The organism is Nocardia sp. NPDC004711, assembly GCF_053601595.1.
In genome coordinates, this window is sequence record NZ_JBSGCB010000001.1 from 149106 (window position 1) to 164545 (window position 15440).

General features: G+C 65.8%; 19 protein-coding genes. 3 read left to right on the forward strand and 16 right to left on the reverse strand.

Annotated features, from left to right (window positions below):
* Window positions 1-698 precede the first annotated feature (698 nt).
* The gene (locus ACWEKS_RS00690) at window positions 699-1127 is read left to right on the forward strand and encodes a response regulator transcription factor (protein ID WP_452338164.1); all 429 of its coding nucleotides are present in this window, start codon (window positions 699-701) and stop codon (window positions 1125-1127) included.
* Between the two features lie 110 nt (window positions 1128-1237).
* Window positions 1238-1717, forward strand: coding sequence for a hypothetical protein (locus ACWEKS_RS00695; protein WP_452338165.1), 480 nt, complete (start codon window positions 1238-1240; stop codon window positions 1715-1717).
* 191 nt (window positions 1718-1908) lie between these two features.
* On the opposite strand, the gene ACWEKS_RS00700 is transcribed toward ACWEKS_RS00695, so the two are convergent.
* From ACWEKS_RS00700 to ACWEKS_RS00770, 15 genes are all read right to left on the reverse strand, one after another.
* Entirely contained in the window at window positions 1909-2121 is a 213-nt protein-coding gene (locus ACWEKS_RS00700; protein ID WP_452338166.1) for a hypothetical protein, read from the reverse strand.
* A gap of 153 nt (window positions 2122-2274) precedes the next feature.
* Entirely contained in the window at window positions 2275-2475 is a 201-nt protein-coding gene (locus ACWEKS_RS00705; protein WP_452338167.1) for a three-helix bundle dimerization domain-containing protein, read from the reverse strand.
* A 279-nt stretch (window positions 2476-2754) separates the two neighbouring features.
* Window positions 2755-3204 carry a hypothetical protein gene (locus ACWEKS_RS00710; protein ID WP_452338168.1) on the reverse strand — a complete coding sequence of 150 codons (450 nt, stop codon included), beginning with the start codon at window positions 3202-3204 and terminating at the stop codon, window positions 2755-2757.
* 196 nt (window positions 3205-3400) lie between these two features.
* Window positions 3401-4435, reverse strand: a complete 1035-nt coding sequence (locus tag ACWEKS_RS00715) for a DUF2637 domain-containing protein (protein WP_452338169.1) — start codon at window positions 4433-4435, stop codon at window positions 3401-3403.
* A complete protein-coding gene (locus tag ACWEKS_RS00720; protein ID WP_452338170.1) occupies window positions 4432-4863 on the reverse strand; it encodes a hypothetical protein in 432 nt (143 codons plus the stop codon). The genes ACWEKS_RS00715 and ACWEKS_RS00720 overlap by 4 nt, the downstream gene beginning before the upstream one ends.
* Window positions 4860-6101 carry a hypothetical protein gene (locus ACWEKS_RS00725; RefSeq protein WP_452338171.1) on the reverse strand — a complete coding sequence of 414 codons (1242 nt, stop codon included), beginning with the start codon at window positions 6099-6101 and terminating at the stop codon, window positions 4860-4862. The genes ACWEKS_RS00720 and ACWEKS_RS00725 overlap by 4 nt, the downstream gene beginning before the upstream one ends.
* Complete coding sequence (locus tag ACWEKS_RS00730) at window positions 6098-7705, reverse strand: hypothetical protein (protein WP_452338172.1); 1608 nt, start codon at window positions 7703-7705, stop codon at window positions 6098-6100. The genes ACWEKS_RS00725 and ACWEKS_RS00730 overlap by 4 nt, the downstream gene beginning before the upstream one ends.
* Window positions 7706-7722: 17 nt before the next feature.
* A complete protein-coding gene (locus ACWEKS_RS00735) occupies window positions 7723-7983 on the reverse strand; it encodes a hypothetical protein (protein ID WP_452338173.1) in 261 nt (86 codons plus the stop codon).
* Window positions 7984-8024: 41 nt separating this feature from the next.
* A complete protein-coding gene (locus ACWEKS_RS00740) occupies window positions 8025-8534 on the reverse strand; it encodes a hypothetical protein (RefSeq protein WP_452338174.1) in 510 nt (169 codons plus the stop codon).
* Window positions 8535-8563: 29 nt separating this feature from the next.
* A complete protein-coding gene (locus ACWEKS_RS00745) occupies window positions 8564-10687 on the reverse strand; it encodes a hypothetical protein (RefSeq protein WP_452338175.1) in 2124 nt (707 codons plus the stop codon).
* Window positions 10684-11433: a hypothetical protein gene (locus ACWEKS_RS00750; RefSeq protein WP_452338176.1), complete on the reverse strand. Its 750-nt coding sequence runs from the start codon at window positions 11431-11433 to the stop codon at window positions 10684-10686. The genes ACWEKS_RS00745 and ACWEKS_RS00750 overlap by 4 nt, the downstream gene beginning before the upstream one ends.
* Window positions 11434-11456: 23 nt before the next feature.
* Window positions 11457-11930 carry a hypothetical protein gene (locus tag ACWEKS_RS00755; RefSeq protein WP_452338177.1) on the reverse strand — a complete coding sequence of 158 codons (474 nt, stop codon included), beginning with the start codon at window positions 11928-11930 and terminating at the stop codon, window positions 11457-11459.
* The gene (locus ACWEKS_RS00760; protein ID WP_452338178.1) at window positions 11927-12193 is read right to left on the reverse strand and encodes a hypothetical protein; all 267 of its coding nucleotides are present in this window, start codon (window positions 12191-12193) and stop codon (window positions 11927-11929) included. The genes ACWEKS_RS00755 and ACWEKS_RS00760 overlap by 4 nt, the downstream gene beginning before the upstream one ends.
* On the reverse strand, window positions 12190-12360 hold the full coding sequence (locus ACWEKS_RS00765; protein WP_452338179.1) for a hypothetical protein: 171 nt from the start codon (window positions 12358-12360) through the stop codon (window positions 12190-12192). Before ACWEKS_RS00765 ends, ACWEKS_RS00760 begins: the two co-directional genes overlap by 4 nt.
* Complete coding sequence (locus tag ACWEKS_RS00770; RefSeq protein ID WP_452338180.1) at window positions 12360-12596, reverse strand: excisionase family DNA-binding protein; 237 nt, start codon at window positions 12594-12596, stop codon at window positions 12360-12362. The genes ACWEKS_RS00765 and ACWEKS_RS00770 overlap by 1 nt, the downstream gene beginning before the upstream one ends.
* Window positions 12597-12856: 260 nt before the next feature.
* Here ACWEKS_RS00770 and ACWEKS_RS00775 point away from each other — a divergent pair, with 260 nt between their 5' ends.
* Window positions 12857-13816 (forward strand): phosphotransferase family protein, encoded by a 960-nt coding sequence (locus ACWEKS_RS00775; protein WP_452338181.1) that lies wholly within the window; start codon window positions 12857-12859, stop codon window positions 13814-13816.
* On the opposite strand, the gene ACWEKS_RS00780 is transcribed toward ACWEKS_RS00775, so the two are convergent.
* A complete protein-coding gene (locus tag ACWEKS_RS00780; RefSeq protein WP_452338182.1) occupies window positions 13778-15175 on the reverse strand; it encodes a hypothetical protein in 1398 nt (465 codons plus the stop codon). The genes ACWEKS_RS00775 and ACWEKS_RS00780 overlap by 39 nt on opposite strands.
* Window positions 15176-15440: the final 265 nt, after the last annotated feature.

The window sequence follows — 15440 nt, forward strand, 5'->3', positions numbered from 1 at the left end:
TCTCGTTGATCACGAAGTGGGCGATGAGATGTGGAACTGGGTGGGGTGGGGAGTGAGCAGAAATCATGCCCTTAACGCCCAGCTCAGGGAGGGTTGGTGTGGTGGTTCGGGGGCGCGAAAAACCCGCACCATCTTGGTGCGCGTGATGTGCGCGGGAGTCGCGGGCTTTTCGCGCCTCCGAGCTTGCGGCATCGACCGCCTGACAGCCGATGCCGCGACACGAGAGGCCCCTTCCTCGGAAGGACAGTGTGTGCCCGGCCACCGGGTTGTTCAAGGGCGCTCCTGCGTCGCGTCGCCTTCGGCGATGGCCTGCGGCCACCCTTGAGCAACCCGCCGACCGTGCACGAAGAGCCTTCGGAGGAAGGGGCCGGGGAACAGTCGGGGAAGAACAGGCAGCCGGGATCACGGACAGCCGGGAGGCTGTGAACACACAGCCGGAGCATGTCCGGCAGACATCCGCTCATCGCGAATGTCGCACATTGGCGGAGCGCGCCACCAGTAATGGGATGCCAAGGAAATACCTGGTCATGTGAACGCCATGAAAACAGTTCACAGATGCATTGCTAAAAGATTGCTGGTTGGCATAGTGTCGTGGCACGTCGATTGCGGTGCCGCCATTGCGAGCGCGGGGACGCCTTTATTCAGCTCGATGACGCTGCGGATTCGACGGTCGGGGACCCGTCTGCGAAGGATCCATCATGAGCCAATTCCCGCGCTCTGCAACAGAATTCACACTGCCGCCGATTCCAGCGGCTCGGCCCGGCAAGGTCCTTGTCGTCGAGAGCAACCCGCCGATGGCAGAGATCGAGGTACTCGTGCTGGCCAACGCTGGTCACGAGGTGATTTCTGCGCCCACCGCGCAGAGCGCTTTGACCCTGGCTCGGCGATGGCATCCGGACCTGGTGCTGCTCGAGCTGGATCTGCCGGACCTGCCGGGCGCGCATCTGTGCCGGCAGCTGCGGGATCGTTCACCGATTCCGGTCATCGCGGTCTCTCTCGATGGCGATCCCGATGCCATCGGTGACGCCTACGCGGCCGGTGCATGTGACTACCTGCCCAAACCGCTCCGAAGCGGTGAACTGCTCGACCACATCCGTGCCCATCTGACGGCACCGCGGGCGGCCTGAAACATCTACCAATCCGGCGCAGCCAACCTGGCCTGAATCCCGCTTCATCGTTCGATCGCTGGAAATTATCGGGATGTCTGCGGCAGTCCGGGGAATCGCCGGCGGAGGTTGTGGATCTGCCGGTTGACCTGCGTGAGTTCGGCCTCGACGGCCTGGTTGGGTTTGTCGTCTCGCCACTGGCTGCGCCGGCGAGCCAGCCGTTCGGCGTGATGCTCGAGTTCGGCGAGGAACACGCGTGCCTGGGCGATTTCGGGGTCCTCATTCACCGGCGGCTCGTATCAGCCGGTTGCCGAAAGCCTCCGCAGTGCGCCGCGCTCGACGAGCAGTGGAATGAAATCGCGGACCGGCCGGCCGTCGAAGCCGCGGTGGATTTCGGCGACGATGCCCTCGACGGTGTCGGCGTTGATTGTGGGGAACTGTGCGGCGAGGCGTCGGACGAGTGCCGCGATCTGCTGATCTTCGTCATTTGCTGCCATGGTTCATGGTTGTGCGCGACCCCCTGCGTCGTCAACTACCCGTATTCCCAGTTCGGGGGAGTATGCCATGTTCGATCGCGGATGGCGCGGCAATCACGTTCTGCACCACAGTGATTGATGATGCCGCCGGGCAGGGGGCTCCGGCGGCATCAGCGGCAACGACGACTGCTCGTCAAGATCGGCGTCGCCGAGAGCGGCTGCGGGCGGGTACCCCTGAGCTGCCCCATCGCAATGCTATGTCCAGGTCCGATCCAGCGCCTGTCGTGCGGCACCGACCGGGGTAGGGGCGCGGTTCAGGCGGCGGGTCAGATGGCCGAAGGTGTCATCGCGGCCTGCAGGGCCGGAAAGCGCTTGTGAAGCTGGGCGATCTGGCGGCGCACGGAAGCGAGCTCGGTGTCGTGCTGCGACGCCGCGGCCTCGGTGGGAAGGGCTTCGCGGCGGCGTACCAGCGCTTGTACGTGCTGCGTCAGCTCGCGCACGAAGGCGCGGGCCTGGGCGAGTTCGGGGTCCTCGGACATTGCTCTCGTATCGACAGGGGCAGCACGCATCGGCAGGGGCGTCACCCGGGGGCAACCATTGAACCATGGACCGTCAATCCAGAATTCGCCAACTATTCGGACAATCGACCGGAGAGTACGACCTGGCGGAATCGGCGGCGTCGCGGTGGCCGGTCAGCGGATGGCCGACACGAGCTGTCGTGCGGCGACCCGCTCGACCAGCAGCGGAACGAATTCCCGCACCGGCCGGTCATCGAAGCCGTGGTGGACCTCGTGCACGATCGTGGCGATAGTCCACACACCGATTGCCGGAAACCGCTGCGCGAGCCGATCGGTGAGTTCAGCGAGCCGCCTGACCTCCTCAGATGATGGCATGAACCATGGTTGCCCGCCGTTGCCGAGGCAGTCAATAGACGTCGATCCGCTTCGGTCGGTATGCCCCGAAATATCCTCGACCACAGCCAGAGGCGGCACTGTAGTGCCGCCTACCGTACTGACCGAACCAGCCGGCGCGGCTCGGAATGCAAACCGTGCAAGTGTTCGGAGATTTGTCCGTCCCGATGTAGCCGAGCAGCCGAGCAGCCGAGAAACTCGGACATGACAGAGCCCCCGGCCCGTTCATCACGGGTCGGGGGCTCTGGTGGGTTGGAATCGCTAGGCGGCGGGTGCGATGTAGGCGCCGAGGTCGTAGATGCGGCCGTAGCCGCCGCCCTCGACCGGGCCGACGTAGAGCAGGCCCTCGATCCGGCCGCCGATCGCCAATCCGCCAGCACGGGCGCGGCGCACACCCGCGCTGATCGCACGCTGCACATCCCGGTCCAGAGTGATCGCACGCACCCCGTCGTCCTGCTCGTCGTCGCGGGCATCGGTCTCGACGATCAGCTGCGAATCGATCACCGGATCACCGCCCGCGGCGACCATCGGTTTGCGGTTGACCCAGAACAGGGGCTGGCCCGCGCTGTTGTGGCGGTGGCGGCGCACGACCGAGACGATCTCGCCGGTCACCCCGTCGCCGGGCTGCACGTCCTTGCCGAACGGGTTACGGGCGCCGGCGCCCATCAGCTCGGCATTGATCTGGTCCAGGTCGGTCAATGCGTTGGTCATGGTGTCCTCCAAAGAGTGTGAGGTGGAAGGGAATTGAGGGGCAGGGCTTGCTGCCTGCCCCGTAGGGCTGTGCCCGTGTGGCGGTAGAGGCTCGCGGGTCCGGGGTGGCCGTGTCGGCCATCGCCGCCCGGCGACGCTGTGCGCCCTGGACGCGGGAGGGACCGCCGCACACCCTCCCGCACCACCGGGCAGCCGGTCAGCGAACGACTTTGAGCACCACCTCCTCTTCGTCGATGGCGGCCGCCTCGCTGTCGGTGACACCACGCTCGGCCTTCAATCGCTTCACCCGCTTGCCGGCGTAGCCGTAGGACAGGCCGGTCGCTGTGGCGATATCGCGCAGGCTGCTGCCGGCCGAATGCATCGCCCAGATGGTCGCGTCCCGCTCTTCGGGAGACACCTCCGTGTCCTCGCTGAGCGAGGGAGTGTGTCCTGCGCTGTGTCCTGGAGACGGCCAGGACACAGGAGCTGTGTCCTGGGTGTGTCCTGCAGCAGGCGAGGACACAGCCGGGGACACGGGGGTGTGTCCTGAGGACACAGCAGGCGACAGGGCTCGCGGAGCCTCGAAATTCGTTGCGGGCGTGGTTCGCTCGGCGATGCCTGCGGGGGTCGTGGTCTTGAGTGCCTGGCCGAGTACCTGGATCATGATCGTCAGGCCGTGCATGACGGCCATCGCCGCGAACGGGGCCGCGCCCGCCACGATCGCTGCCGCCCAGCCCTTGATGGTGCGATCAGGCGACATCCAGGCGTGTGCGCCGTTACCGACCAGGCTGACCAGCTCCGACATCGCCAGCATCCACCAGAAGAACGCACGCTGACCGGACTCGACATCCGCGCCACCCTTCTCGCGGCGCTTCAGCACGACCAGCGCAATCGCGGCCTGGATCATCGGGCCGTCCACGATGACCGGCGCACCCCACGCCAGCCACGAGGTGATGCCCGAAGCCTGCGCCAGCCCGTGCAGGGCGATAGCTGACCATCCACTCGCGGCGGTCAACACCGAAATCACCATGATCAGAGCCGCCGTCTCGACATGATCGCGCCCGGGCCGGTTCTGCCCCACTGTGTCCTCCTCTGTGTCCTCGAATCGGTTCGGTGTGTCCTCTGGTCGCCCGGATGTGTCCTGCCGGGCGATGACCGTGTCCTGCTGCGCGCCAACCGAATCGGAAGGACACGGTGCGAGGTCGAGATCCTCGCCGGAGGACACAGCGAGCGGATGGTCAGCCGTGCTCATCGCTCGTATCCCCCTCGATCGGCCGACGCGGTCCACGGGCTCCACGCCGGCGGGCGGATCAGCCGTTCCTGCTCGGCGTGCAGGGCATGCCCGGCCAGCTGATCCAGGGCGTTGTCCAGATCGCTGGCCAACTCCCGGTTACGGTCTTCCAGCTGCGCGGCCTGATGCTCGGCGGCATCACGGCCCGCGACCGCGGCGGCCAACTGCTCCTCCAACTCGGCGGTCCGCTGGTGCGCCGCGATCAACCGCGCCTCAAGATCCCCGGCGCCCAGGCCGTCCGGCGCCGGCCGGACCGTCGCCGTGGACGACGGTGCCGCCGTGCAGGCCGTGCGGACTGAGGACCGCAGGCCCGCCGGCCGCGTGGCTGCCTGGCCGGACTCGGGCACGGTCTGGGCGGGCATGGTCGCCTCGATGGCCGGGGCGCTCACCGCTCGAACCCGTCACGCTCGGAGTTCTCCAGGTGCGCGGCCAGTGCGTTGCTGGGCTGGTAGTCGGCCAGCGGCGACGGCGTGCCCGCGGCCGGTTCGCCGCGCTCCTCGACACGGGTCCCGTAGCTGTCCGACAGGGCTGCGCGGTCGGTGGAGAAGCTCAGCAGGGTATCGCCCGACAGGGCGGCGACCAGGGCCGCCCGGTTCTCGACACGGGTGACGTAGTGCGAGGACAACAGCCCGTGCTCGTCGCGCTCGATTCCGTGCTCGGCGATGTAGCGGGCCTGGGCCTCGCTGCGGCGCCGGATCGGCGACAAAGTATCGGCCTCGACGTCCCCGATCTCCGCGGTGATGTCGAGGTTCTCTCGCCAGTGCAGTGTCGCGTCTTCGAGGTAGACCCACTCCTTGATCCAGCGCTCATCACTGACCCACTGATGCGAGTACTCGGTGTAGGCGAGCTCATCGGCCGGGTCGTACCTATCCGGGTCGGCCGAATAGCTGCCCCAGGCGTGCATGAAGTCCGCGCGCATCTGCTGCTCGGTCTCGGACTCGATCCCGACGGCCTCGGGGGTCGCCGGCCGATACTCGTATTCCGGCTCCCCGGGCAAGGATTCGACAGACGGGCCGTAACCCTCGTCGGCCCAGTCCGGGGCCTCGACGGTGTGCTCGGGGTGGGTAATGTCGTTCATTGGTTCGGTGTCCTCTCGATTGGTCGTTGTGGTGATGTCGGGCCATCGGTAGTGGCCGGCCAGGTCGCGTGCCTGCGCCTGGCTGCGCCATGTCACCGGGTCCATGCCGGGCGGTGCCTCGCCCGGCATGGTCGGCAGCCCGTCTTGTCCCGACGGAGGGAAGAAGCTGGAGCCGCCGGTCTTGATCCAAAAGTTGTTCAGCTCCGCCCAGCGGGGCGCGATCTCCGGATCGGTGGCCCACTTCTGTTTGATCTCACTGGCGCTGTCCCGCAGCCAGATCGCGTCCGGATGATCAGGCCACGGTCGGTCTTCGGCCAGATCGTGGCGCATGTGGACGCGGGTGTAATCGGTGCGCCACAACGCTTCCCGCGGGTCCGGGACACGGGTGGCGCGGTAGTCGGCGATCGCGGCGTCGATCCGGTCCAGGCCGTGGTGAGACAGCGCCGTCAGCAGACTGTCCATGCACAGGTCCTCGGGGTCGATCTCCCGGGGCGAGCGGGTCGCGGTGCCCTTCGCCCACCGCTTCGCGCGGTCGTCCTCGGTACTCACCGTTCCATCCCTTCGTGCTCATGGCCGTTGCGGGCCACGGCATCGGCGAGGGCGTTGCCGGAGCGGTGTCCGGCCAGCGCGGACCCGCCCGACTCGCGCGCGGCGGCCTTGGCCTGCTCGGCTTGCCGTTCCGGGCTGCCCAGCCGCTCACTGGCCGGGGTGCGGTCGATGAGCTTGCGCACCGCCTCGTCCCGCTCACCACGCAACTCGTCACGCTCGGCGGTCAGCGCGGCCATCTGCCGGGTCAAGGCGGCGTTCTGGTCGGTCAACTCGCCGTTGTGCTCGATCGAGAGCCGATGCCTTTGAGTCAGCGAATCCATCTCGCCACGCAGCCGATCCCGTTCGGCCACCATCGATTCCCGCAGCGCCTCGCCACGCAGCAGACCAGCGTCACGCTCGGCACCCTCACGCCACTGGGCCACTTCGTCGGTGAGGAACTGCCGCCCGCCTTCGGCCTGGAAGACCGGTTCGTGGTGACCGTTGCCGTCGTGCTCGAAGGACGAGACCAGCACCACCGAGTCGGCCTTCGACCGAATCGCGCTGAGCTGCTTTTCAGTCCACACGGCGGCCGCGATCTGGCTGTCGTGGCGGGCGTGCACGTTCTGGACGCCGTTCCCACCCTCGGGCCAGTAGGTGAGGAAGCTGGTGAACCGGCCGGAATCCTGCGCCGCCGTCTCACGGGCCTGCGCCGGCGGGTCACGGTGGACCTGTCCGGCCAAGGTCCGTTCCCGCAGCATCGCCTCGCGAGCGTCGAGTTGATCGGCCACTATCTCTGGGCGGCCCGACTCGCTGTATTGCGTTGCGGCGCCGTCCCTGTCGGTGATTCGCACCGCCAGCGTGGTGCCCTCGGTCCACAGCATTCCATCGACGGTGCGGGCCATCCAGGCCGTAGCGGCATGCTCGGTCGGGAGTGCCGCGACATCACTCATGTCGATCTCGCCCCGGCTGCCGGTCCAGATCATCTCCGCGACGTAGCGGAACTGATCCGGTTGGGCCTTGTCGATCCGGTCGAGTTCTTGCTGTTCCAGGTTCGCGCGCCGCGCGGCCTCCACGCTCACGTCGAACGGTCCCCGCTCGGCGGCGGCACGTTCACGCAGGGCGGCGGTCTCGCGGGCGACGTGTGCCCGGTAGCGCAGCGCCTCGATGCCCTTGACCTTGTGGGCGCGGCGGAACAGATCCCCGGTCTCGAACTCCGGGAACACCGTGGCCGCGTCCAAACCGTCGAGGGCGATGCCCTGCTCGACGCGGGTCAGATGACCGTTGACGAGGAACTGGGCCGCCAGGTCCTGGCGGTGCTCGGCCAGTGCCGCGGCGTCGCGGGCCCGGCGGTCGTGGTCGATTCGCGGATCGGCTGCCCGGTGCGCGACCGCGGCGCTGTGGGCGCGGTAGCGGTCCACGGCCTGGCTGGTCCAGTCCAGGCTGTTGATGCGGGCCTGGTCCTGCTCGCGCCGTTCCTGGCGCACCAGGCGGCTGATCTCCTTGCGAGCCTTGCGACGTTCGAGCCAGTTGCCGGCCTGGGCGTGCCGCTTGATGGCGGCCATCATCGCGACACTGAATTTGCGTGCCTCACCGACGATTTCGTCGAGTTCGCTGTGATCGGACATGAGGTTTCTCCTTCGGATCAGAGGTTGGTGACGCTGTTGGCGGCGCGGTGGTCGGTGATGTCGACGGCGCAGTCGGCCAGGAACGCGGGCAGGCCGCCGCCCCAGCCCTGATGAACCAGCGACACCACCTGCCCGGGCGACAGGGCGGTCAGTTCATCGGCGGTGATCTCGGGCCATTCGCCGAAGTCGTTCTTGCACACCTGAAGCCATTCACGGGCCACGGCTACGACGGCGGGATCTTCTTCGGCGCTGACGAAGTCGATGCTGTTGGCGGACATAGGGTTTCCTTCCAATCGGTGCTACTGAGGGACCGGATCCGCTACTGCGGTCCGGGGTCGGTGGAGGTGCGGCGGGCCTCGTAGGCGCCGCGCCGCTCGGACAGGCGGGTCACCCGCTCGCGCAGCCCGGCGTAGGTCTCGGTGACGGTGCCCGCGAGCATGCGCACCGAGTCGACGGGTCCGGGGCGTCCGGCGCAGTGCCACCACGCGAACGCGGCCAGCGCCAGCACGTACAGCGACAGCGGGCCGGGCAGCGGCAGCGCCACAACCGCGGTGGTCGCCGCGAGCGTGGTCGCTACGGCCGGGCCCCAGATCCGCAGGCTCTCGCGGGTTTTGGTGAGCCGGGAGACGTGCGGGGCGACGGTGCGGCCGAAGTTTCCGCCGTCCGGGACGACCGGCACCATCTGCGCGGCCAGCTGGGCGGCGGGAGTGCCGGCCATGTCGGCTGAGAGGGCTTCCAGGACGTGCTTTTCGTGGGCCTGCTCGGCGGCGCTGCGTCCGCTGAGGTCTTCGCCGTGGTCGTCGGGTTCGAACGGGTTCGGGGTGGGCATGGGTGTATCTCCTTGTCGTGTAGGTGGTTTCAGGCCGGGCGGCGTTTATCGAGGTCGATCACCGGTGCCAGTGGGCCGGGGTCAGCGCCGGCGGGTTCGGTGAAGTCGGCGATGCCGGGCAGGGGACGCAGGCGTTTGAGTTCGTCGTCGTTGAGTGGGCTCACGCGACCCCAGCGGGTCCGCCCGCCCACCACGTGGACGACGTCGCCTTTCTCCATGGCGCGCACCCGATTCGGCGGCAGCACGTACTGGTCGGAGGCTTGGACGTTGCCCTCGTCGCCGTGGCGGGTACCGCCGATGAGCTTGCGTGACAGTTCGAACTTCGGTCGGGTGCCGTAGATCTTGCACAGGGTTTCCGGATTGGTGGAACGCCCCAGCAGGCTGCCACCGGAGGCCGCGCTGACCAGCGCCTCGCGGTTGTCGTCATCGTGGCCCAGGCCCTGCCAGGACTGCGCGATCCACCACGACCCGATGCCGGCCTTACGCAGCCGCTCGACCCACTTGACGGCGCGGGTCTTGCCGTCGGACACCGCGGAGAACTCGTCGACGACCATGAGCGTGGCGCGGCCGTGCTGCTTGTCGGCCAGCTGCTCCAACATCGTTCCCAGCGCACCGAACTGGCTACGCGCCCGATCCGGGGTCTTCACCCCTTCCAGGACGATGTAGAGGAAATCGAAGTCGGTCAGCTCCTTGTCCCCGTCGAACGCCGAGCCCAGCGAGCGATACAGGTTGGCGAATTCCGCACGCGCGGAGTTCATCACGGGCTGCTTGCCGTCGACCGTGGACGCCAGCTCCATGTCCACACCCACCACACCCGGCCACGGATCGGCACCCTTCGACCCGCCCCACATCTGGGCCAGCTTGTCCAGGTTGAACCGCGACAGAAACTCCAGCCACGACCGCGGCGGGTTGTGCCCGATCGGGGTCGGCACCCCGTCGATCAGCTCAACCTTGATCGGGGCGTCCACGATCAAGTGAATGAGGGTTTCGCGGATCTCATGGAAATACTTCTCGGTGTCAGTGGTCGGGGTGGAGCCGCCGGAGACCATCGCCGAGAGCACCGACCGCAGATCATCAACGACCACCCGCTGCTGCTCGGGCGTCAGCTGATCGAAGTCCTTGCCCGGCCACATGCGCAGCGACGCATCCAGGGGAAAGGTCCCCATCCGCTCGTCGAGGACACCCAACGCGGCAAACCAGGTCCGCATCCGGGCGGCGACCTTGCGCGACTCCGGACCGCCGTTGCAGTCGACGAAGATCACCAACGGTCGCCCCGGCCGGTCGCGGCGCCACCACTGCCGATGCCGCGTCCAGGTCGTGGTCAGCCACGAGATCAGCACCCGCTGCGCCAGCGTGGTCTTACCCGACCCGCTCGACATCACCGTGCTCAGGTGCTCGGCCACGTTGATCCACGGCAAGATCAGCCGAGTCTCGTTGCGGTCCATCAGCATCCGCGTCACACCCGAGGGCGGTGCCTGCCCGGTCTCCAACGCCAGCCGCCCGATCACCAGGTCCGGGTTGCGCCCGCCAGTGGTGTGAGGCAGACGCCGGCGCGACAACCGCGCCGCCGCCCGCTGCTCGCGCCGGGACTGGATGTACAGGGCGCGTTCGGTGCGGGCCGGGCTCCCGAGCCCGACCGTGGCGAGCTGTACGCGGCGGTGGGTGTAGACGATGGTCGCGATCACCCACGCGGCCGGGATCAGCAGCGGCGCCATCCCGAACATTCCGCCCACGAACTGCCCCGCAATCCACTCGTCGGCAGCGCGACCGAAATCCTTTGCGGGGGCGAAGATGTCCCACGCCCACAACGCCGCCGCCCCGGGCATGGTCAGCACGGAGGCGAACATCCAGTTGCGGAGCCGGGCCGGTTTCCAACCCAGCAGCGTCGCCGGCGCGACGATCGCGACCATGCCGATCAGGACCGTGACCAGGCAGGCGGCACCTAGCAGGGCGTGCTCGCCGACGCTGTCCCAATGCCAGGCCGAGAAGTCCGGCAGCCAGCCCAGCGGGTCGTGCTTGATCCCGATCGGCGGCATCTGCGGATGCACGTGGATTCCGGGCTGTTCCGTCGTCGGCGGCGCCGGCACGGGATCGGTAGTAGGTGTTGCGGTGGGTCCGCAGTCGTCGGGGGTGATCATCGGAGTGCAGGTCATGATCCGACCGCCTTTCCTTCGTCCGGGTTCGTGACCTGGGTGGTTTCGTGATCAGCGGCGCCGCCCGCGATCACCCGGAGCCCGGGTCGCGCAGCGGCAGAGCAGGATTCGGCTTTCTTCGCGGCGAGGAACTCGTCCAGATCGACCAGGGTCAACTTCGGACCACTGGAAAAATCCAGACCCGCCGCCGCACTGCGGACCACGGTCTTCACCGCCTCGCCGCGGCAGTAGTAGGTCAGCCCGGCACAACCAGCCCGCTCGGCGGTCAGCCGGGCCCGCACGACCGAAGACCGTGCTTCGGCAATGTTTTTCGCGGTCAGCTCGACCTCGACCGCCCACAGATCACCCGCACTGTCGTAGTAGCGGCCATCGTGGATATGCGGGCGCGGCTGCCCGGCCGCAACGATCGGGGCCTCGGCGCGCAAGGTGCGCTCGGAGATCCAGCGGTCCAGATCCATGCCGGTCAACGCCAGCCGCAACTGGAACGCCGCCTTGGTGTGGGCGGCCATCTTCGGTGTCGGCACCCAATGCCGCACCGACCGGCCCAGCAGCGCTGAAGCGGCGCCTTTCGTGGGAAACACCCACGACGGCCCCGGGACTGGGCGCACCCGCTTGCCGCTGATCATGCCCGCCGCTTCCCATTTCGCGGTGATCCGGTAGCCGCGGTTGAGGCTCACGCCCAACATCTCGGCGATCAAATCCCGTGGCCCGCCCCACTGCTCGGCAGTGATCGTCAAACCAGCCATGTCCCGCGGTAAAAGTTGAATACTCATCGGTCCATCCCGTCTCGCTCGGCACTGCGGGTCACCGCATCGGCCAGGGCATTGCCCGTGCCCGCGCGCCCCGCCAGTGTGTTTGCGCGCCGTAGACCGAGCTGTGCTGTCCGCGTTGCGGATTCGCTGCGGTCGATGTCGTCGCGCTCGCGCCATGCCTCGGCGTGGCGTGTGCACAGCCGCAGCGCCGGTCCACCGCCGACCTTTTCGCCGTTGACCGTCTTGGTCGGGAAGTGCCGGCGCTGGCGAGGCTGCATCCGGGGACCGAACTTCCCGCCTGTCTCGTGCTGCAAGTTGGCGCACTCGTCACAGAACGCCCCGCGCGCAGACGGATTGGTGATCTTCGCCCAACTCGGCTTGCGCTCGGCTGACGCCCGGTAGTCCGGATCCTTGCTGTAGCGCTGCGACAACTCCGCAGTGAGCTGGTGTTGCACCGCAAACAGGGCGGGATCAGAAGGTGTGGCGCTCATCGCTGCGCCCCCGCCTGATCGGGCACCGGGGTGAGCTGCGCTCGGGGGATGCAGTCGGTGCGGACACCCACCTCATCTGCGCGGCAGATGTTCGGCGAGGGCACGTAGTGCTGCTGCTGGATCCACGCACCAGTGCATCCGGCCATCGCTACCAGCAGCGCGCCGGCGAGCAGAATCAATCGAAAGCCTAACGGCAGCAGCGCCATCCCAAACCCGATGCCGCGCACCACCGCCACATCCGTACTAACAACCGGCTCGATCATCGCCACATCCCCCTCTGGCGGGGACGGCTGGCGGCCCGAACGAACCACCGCACACCGAACACGATCAGAAACGCACTGACCATCACGCTGAAGACGAACCCGGGCGCGACGTAGAAGGCGACCACGGCACTGACCAGAACGAACGGAAGTAAAGTCAGGCGGCTCATCAGGCCACCCCCTTGCCCGACACTGGCCTGGCGAGCTGATGCAGCTCGACGCGATCGATGCGCTTAAGCCGGGGTCCGACCTCCCAGAGGGTCAACAGCCCTCGATAGACCCAGTTGCGGATCGTGCGATCGGTGACGTTGTAGGCGAGCGCCGCTTCCTGGATCGTGATCAGGTTCGCCGGGTTCACGCCAGCCGGAGGACGCTGCCCCTTCAAAGCCCTTCGATGTGATGCCATTTGGTTCTTCTCCTTGGAGTTAGTTGCGGAAATCGTTGGTATTCAGGAGAACTCGCAGGTAGGCATGCACGGCAGCGCACTCCACGGGCGCACTTTTAGTTCGGGGGGAGCACTCGAATGGAGACGCGGGTGCGCCCTAGTGCGCCCCGTGTGCGTCCTTGGTTCAGCTCAGGGCCGGCGCCTGAGGCCGGTATGTTGGTGGTGGTGACGCACCTGCACCCCCCGACTGACTTGCACCTGTCAGCGGCGGTGGCCCGGTCATGAGGCCCGACGCGCTGGGCCAGGAAAGAACTCGCGAAGAGGGGCTTACCCCTCAGGAAGAGCCGGGAATGCAGCTCGTGAGGACGTTCGACCCTGAGACGACTGAGGCAGCTGCGCGCGAGGCTTGCGCTGCGGTGGGAATCGATTCAGCCGATTGTCGACTTATTCGATTGGGTGAGAATGCATTATTTTCACTTCCACGGGCGGAAGTAATAGCCCGAGTAAGTCGTTCAATTGACGCCACTCGCAAAGAGATTTCCGTTTCCAAATGGCTGTCAAGGGAGAATTTTCCGGGGACCGAAGTCGCTTTCCCTGAGGATCCCATTCAAATATGCTGCGGCCTGCCGGTTAGTTTCTGGAAGATCATTCGCGAGAACGAGAAACGGCCCACCGCGACAGATCTCGGCCATACATTACACCGTTTTCATGCATTGCAAACGCCAACCGATATCGACCTTCCAGGCTTCACCCTTATGCCGAAAATTGACGCTCGCTTGACTCAATATCGCGAGAAGTTCGATAGCGCCGATCTTGAATTCCTCAGGCGCCGCAAAAGGGAGATCGAATCAGATTTCAAAGAACTGACTTTCCCCCTTGGCTGGGGGGTCGTGCATGGCGATGCGCATACCGGAAATCTAATGCGCGACCTCATCGGCCAGATCCATCTGATTGATTATGGGGACGTATGCGTCGGCCCACGGGAATGGGATGTATGCGTGCTCGCCGTAGGGTACTCGGTTGGCACAATCGACGCGCATAGCTACGCCGAATTTTCCACTGCCTATGGATTTGACCCATTCAAATGGGACGGGTTCGACACAATCAAGGCAGCGCGCGAACTAAACATGACAACCTGGCTCATGCAACTCGTTGACCAGTCGCCGCAGGTCAACGATGAAATCAATAAGCGCCTGTATGACCTACGCGACGGTCGACGCCGAGACTGGAAACCCTTTTGATCCCAGCTTCTCGTATGCATAGGAGGAAAAGCGTAAGGCGCGACTGTCGTCAGACGGAGCTGCTTGACGCAGCCGAGTGTTGAAATCCGCGAGGTAACAAACAAGACGATGCGAATTGAGACCGGCCACACAGTCTACGATATCAATACCGATGTCAATAGCCTCATCCAGCTCCCGGCTCTGAATTTGCGCGGTTGCGAACACTGTCCGCACAAACAGCACGCTACGTACGTATAAGCTGCCCGCTTCTGCGATAGATGATTGCGCATAGTTCATTGCCAACTCGGGTTTTCCTAAGTCCCGAAAGCAGTGCGCGTATTCGGCATGCAACTCGGCCTCGTCGAAGTATTTTATCCATTCAGGATCTAGCTCAGAGTTACCTCGCGCCAAATACCCCTCAGCCATGGAGAGCGCTTGCGTCACACCCTTTTCATCACCAAGCGAAGCCAAACCTCGTGCCTCCATCGCGTGAAAGAGCGCCATAGCAGTAGGCGTAGCGTGCCCCAAAGAAATATGTGCGGCACCCCTGGCCAAGTGGACAGCATCTTGATAATGACCCAGGAAATTCGCCTGGTGACTCATTCCCGCCAACATCCTGCCGCACAGAGCGAAGTCTTTCGCGGCTCGCGCAAGTTTGAATCCATGAAATAAATACCGCTGAGCGAGTCCGTGCTCGCCGACGTCGTATGCGGTCCAACCCGCCAACCGAGTCAATGCTGCGGCCAGGGTGAAGTACTCCTTACCCAGCGGCGTCTCGGGGTTCGTCGACCGGAGGTTCGGCACAACCGTGGACTCAAGGTACTTCGCCACCAACGAGCGCGACTGTCCACCGCCGTAGCGGTAGTCGAAGCTCGAGAACATATCGAGGGCGTCCCGAGCTGCTTGGACCTCAATATCGTTCATTCGGCCGCCCACGGGCGATTCGGCGCCGGGCTCACGACCGAACATGGCCTTGACGAGCAAGTCCGCCCACGCAGGCGGGCATAGCAGCAGGCTCGCATGGACCGGCAACTCGACGAGACCTCCGATGGCGTCAACACTCTCGGCGAGAGAATCCGGGTACACCAGCTCCCCTGCCGGCGCCTCGACGGCTTCCTCGTACCCGATGTCAGGCAGTGACAGTGGCCTGCCGACCAACTCCCCCAGGACCGCGCACAGCGCATTGCAAGTCCGATCGTCTGGCCTTGCAGTCTCCCCCGACAAATATTTGGCGAGGTTGGTGTGGGAGGTCTTCACAGGCGCGCTGCCATCCCGCGGACGGTAGTCTTTCAGGCGTTTTGACAAGCCAGTTGGCCTCACGCCCGCCTCGTCCATGATCGCCTTTAGCCGGAGGTTCTTCTGCCACTCCTGTGCGCCCATAACGCTTCTCCCCGTAGGCATTTGGCGTTTCCGCCAATTTCCCAGATCATAGCCCCAAAAATCACCAGCGTGGGGCAAATCGGCGAACACATGGGGCAGAATCTGGGGCAGAGATGGTTCCCAGCCCTACCAAAACGTTCCTCCACGTTCCACAGGTTGCCATCTCAAAAATACCATGTAACCTGCGCATATGTACCCGGTACTTGCAGGTTGGGAGATGGAATGCTATCGGGACCGACCAACGGACTTTTAATCCGCAGGTCCC

Coding starts and splice junctions, on each gene's coding strand:
- ACWEKS_RS00690 (WP_452338164.1), top strand. CDS start 699: ATGAGCCAATTCCCGCGCTCTGCAACAGAATTCACACTGCCGCCGATT.
- ACWEKS_RS00700 (WP_452338166.1), bottom strand. CDS start 2,121: ATGTCCGAGGACCCCGAACTCGCCCAGGCCCGCGCCTTCGTGCGCGAG.
- ACWEKS_RS00705 (WP_452338167.1), bottom strand. CDS start 2,475: ATGCCATCATCTGAGGAGGTCAGGCGGCTCGCTGAACTCACCGATCGG.
- ACWEKS_RS00710 (WP_452338168.1), bottom strand. CDS start 3,204: ATGACCAACGCATTGACCGACCTGGACCAGATCAATGCCGAGCTGATG.
- ACWEKS_RS00715 (WP_452338169.1), bottom strand. CDS start 4,435: ATGAGCACGGCTGACCATCCGCTCGCTGTGTCCTCCGGCGAGGATCTC.
- ACWEKS_RS00730 (WP_452338172.1), bottom strand. CDS start 7,705: ATGTCCGATCACAGCGAACTCGACGAAATCGTCGGTGAGGCACGCAAA.
- ACWEKS_RS00735 (WP_452338173.1), bottom strand. CDS start 7,983: ATGTCCGCCAACAGCATCGACTTCGTCAGCGCCGAAGAAGATCCCGCC.
- ACWEKS_RS00740 (WP_452338174.1), bottom strand. CDS start 8,534: ATGCCCACCCCGAACCCGTTCGAACCCGACGACCACGGCGAAGACCTC.
- ACWEKS_RS00745 (WP_452338175.1), bottom strand. CDS start 10,687: ATGACCTGCACTCCGATGATCACCCCCGACGACTGCGGACCCACCGCA.
- ACWEKS_RS00750 (WP_452338176.1), bottom strand. CDS start 11,433: ATGGCTGGTTTGACGATCACTGCCGAGCAGTGGGGCGGGCCACGGGAT.
- ACWEKS_RS00755 (WP_452338177.1), bottom strand. CDS start 11,930: ATGAGCGCCACACCTTCTGATCCCGCCCTGTTTGCGGTGCAACACCAG.
- ACWEKS_RS00760 (WP_452338178.1), bottom strand. CDS start 12,193: ATGATCGAGCCGGTTGTTAGTACGGATGTGGCGGTGGTGCGCGGCATC.
- ACWEKS_RS00765 (WP_452338179.1), bottom strand. CDS start 12,360: ATGAGCCGCCTGACTTTACTTCCGTTCGTTCTGGTCAGTGCCGTGGTC.
- ACWEKS_RS00770 (WP_452338180.1), bottom strand. CDS start 12,596: ATGGCATCACATCGAAGGGCTTTGAAGGGGCAGCGTCCTCCGGCTGGC.
- ACWEKS_RS00775 (WP_452338181.1), top strand. CDS start 12,857: ATGAGGCCCGACGCGCTGGGCCAGGAAAGAACTCGCGAAGAGGGGCTT.
- ACWEKS_RS00780 (WP_452338182.1), bottom strand. CDS start 15,175: ATGGGCGCACAGGAGTGGCAGAAGAACCTCCGGCTAAAGGCGATCATG.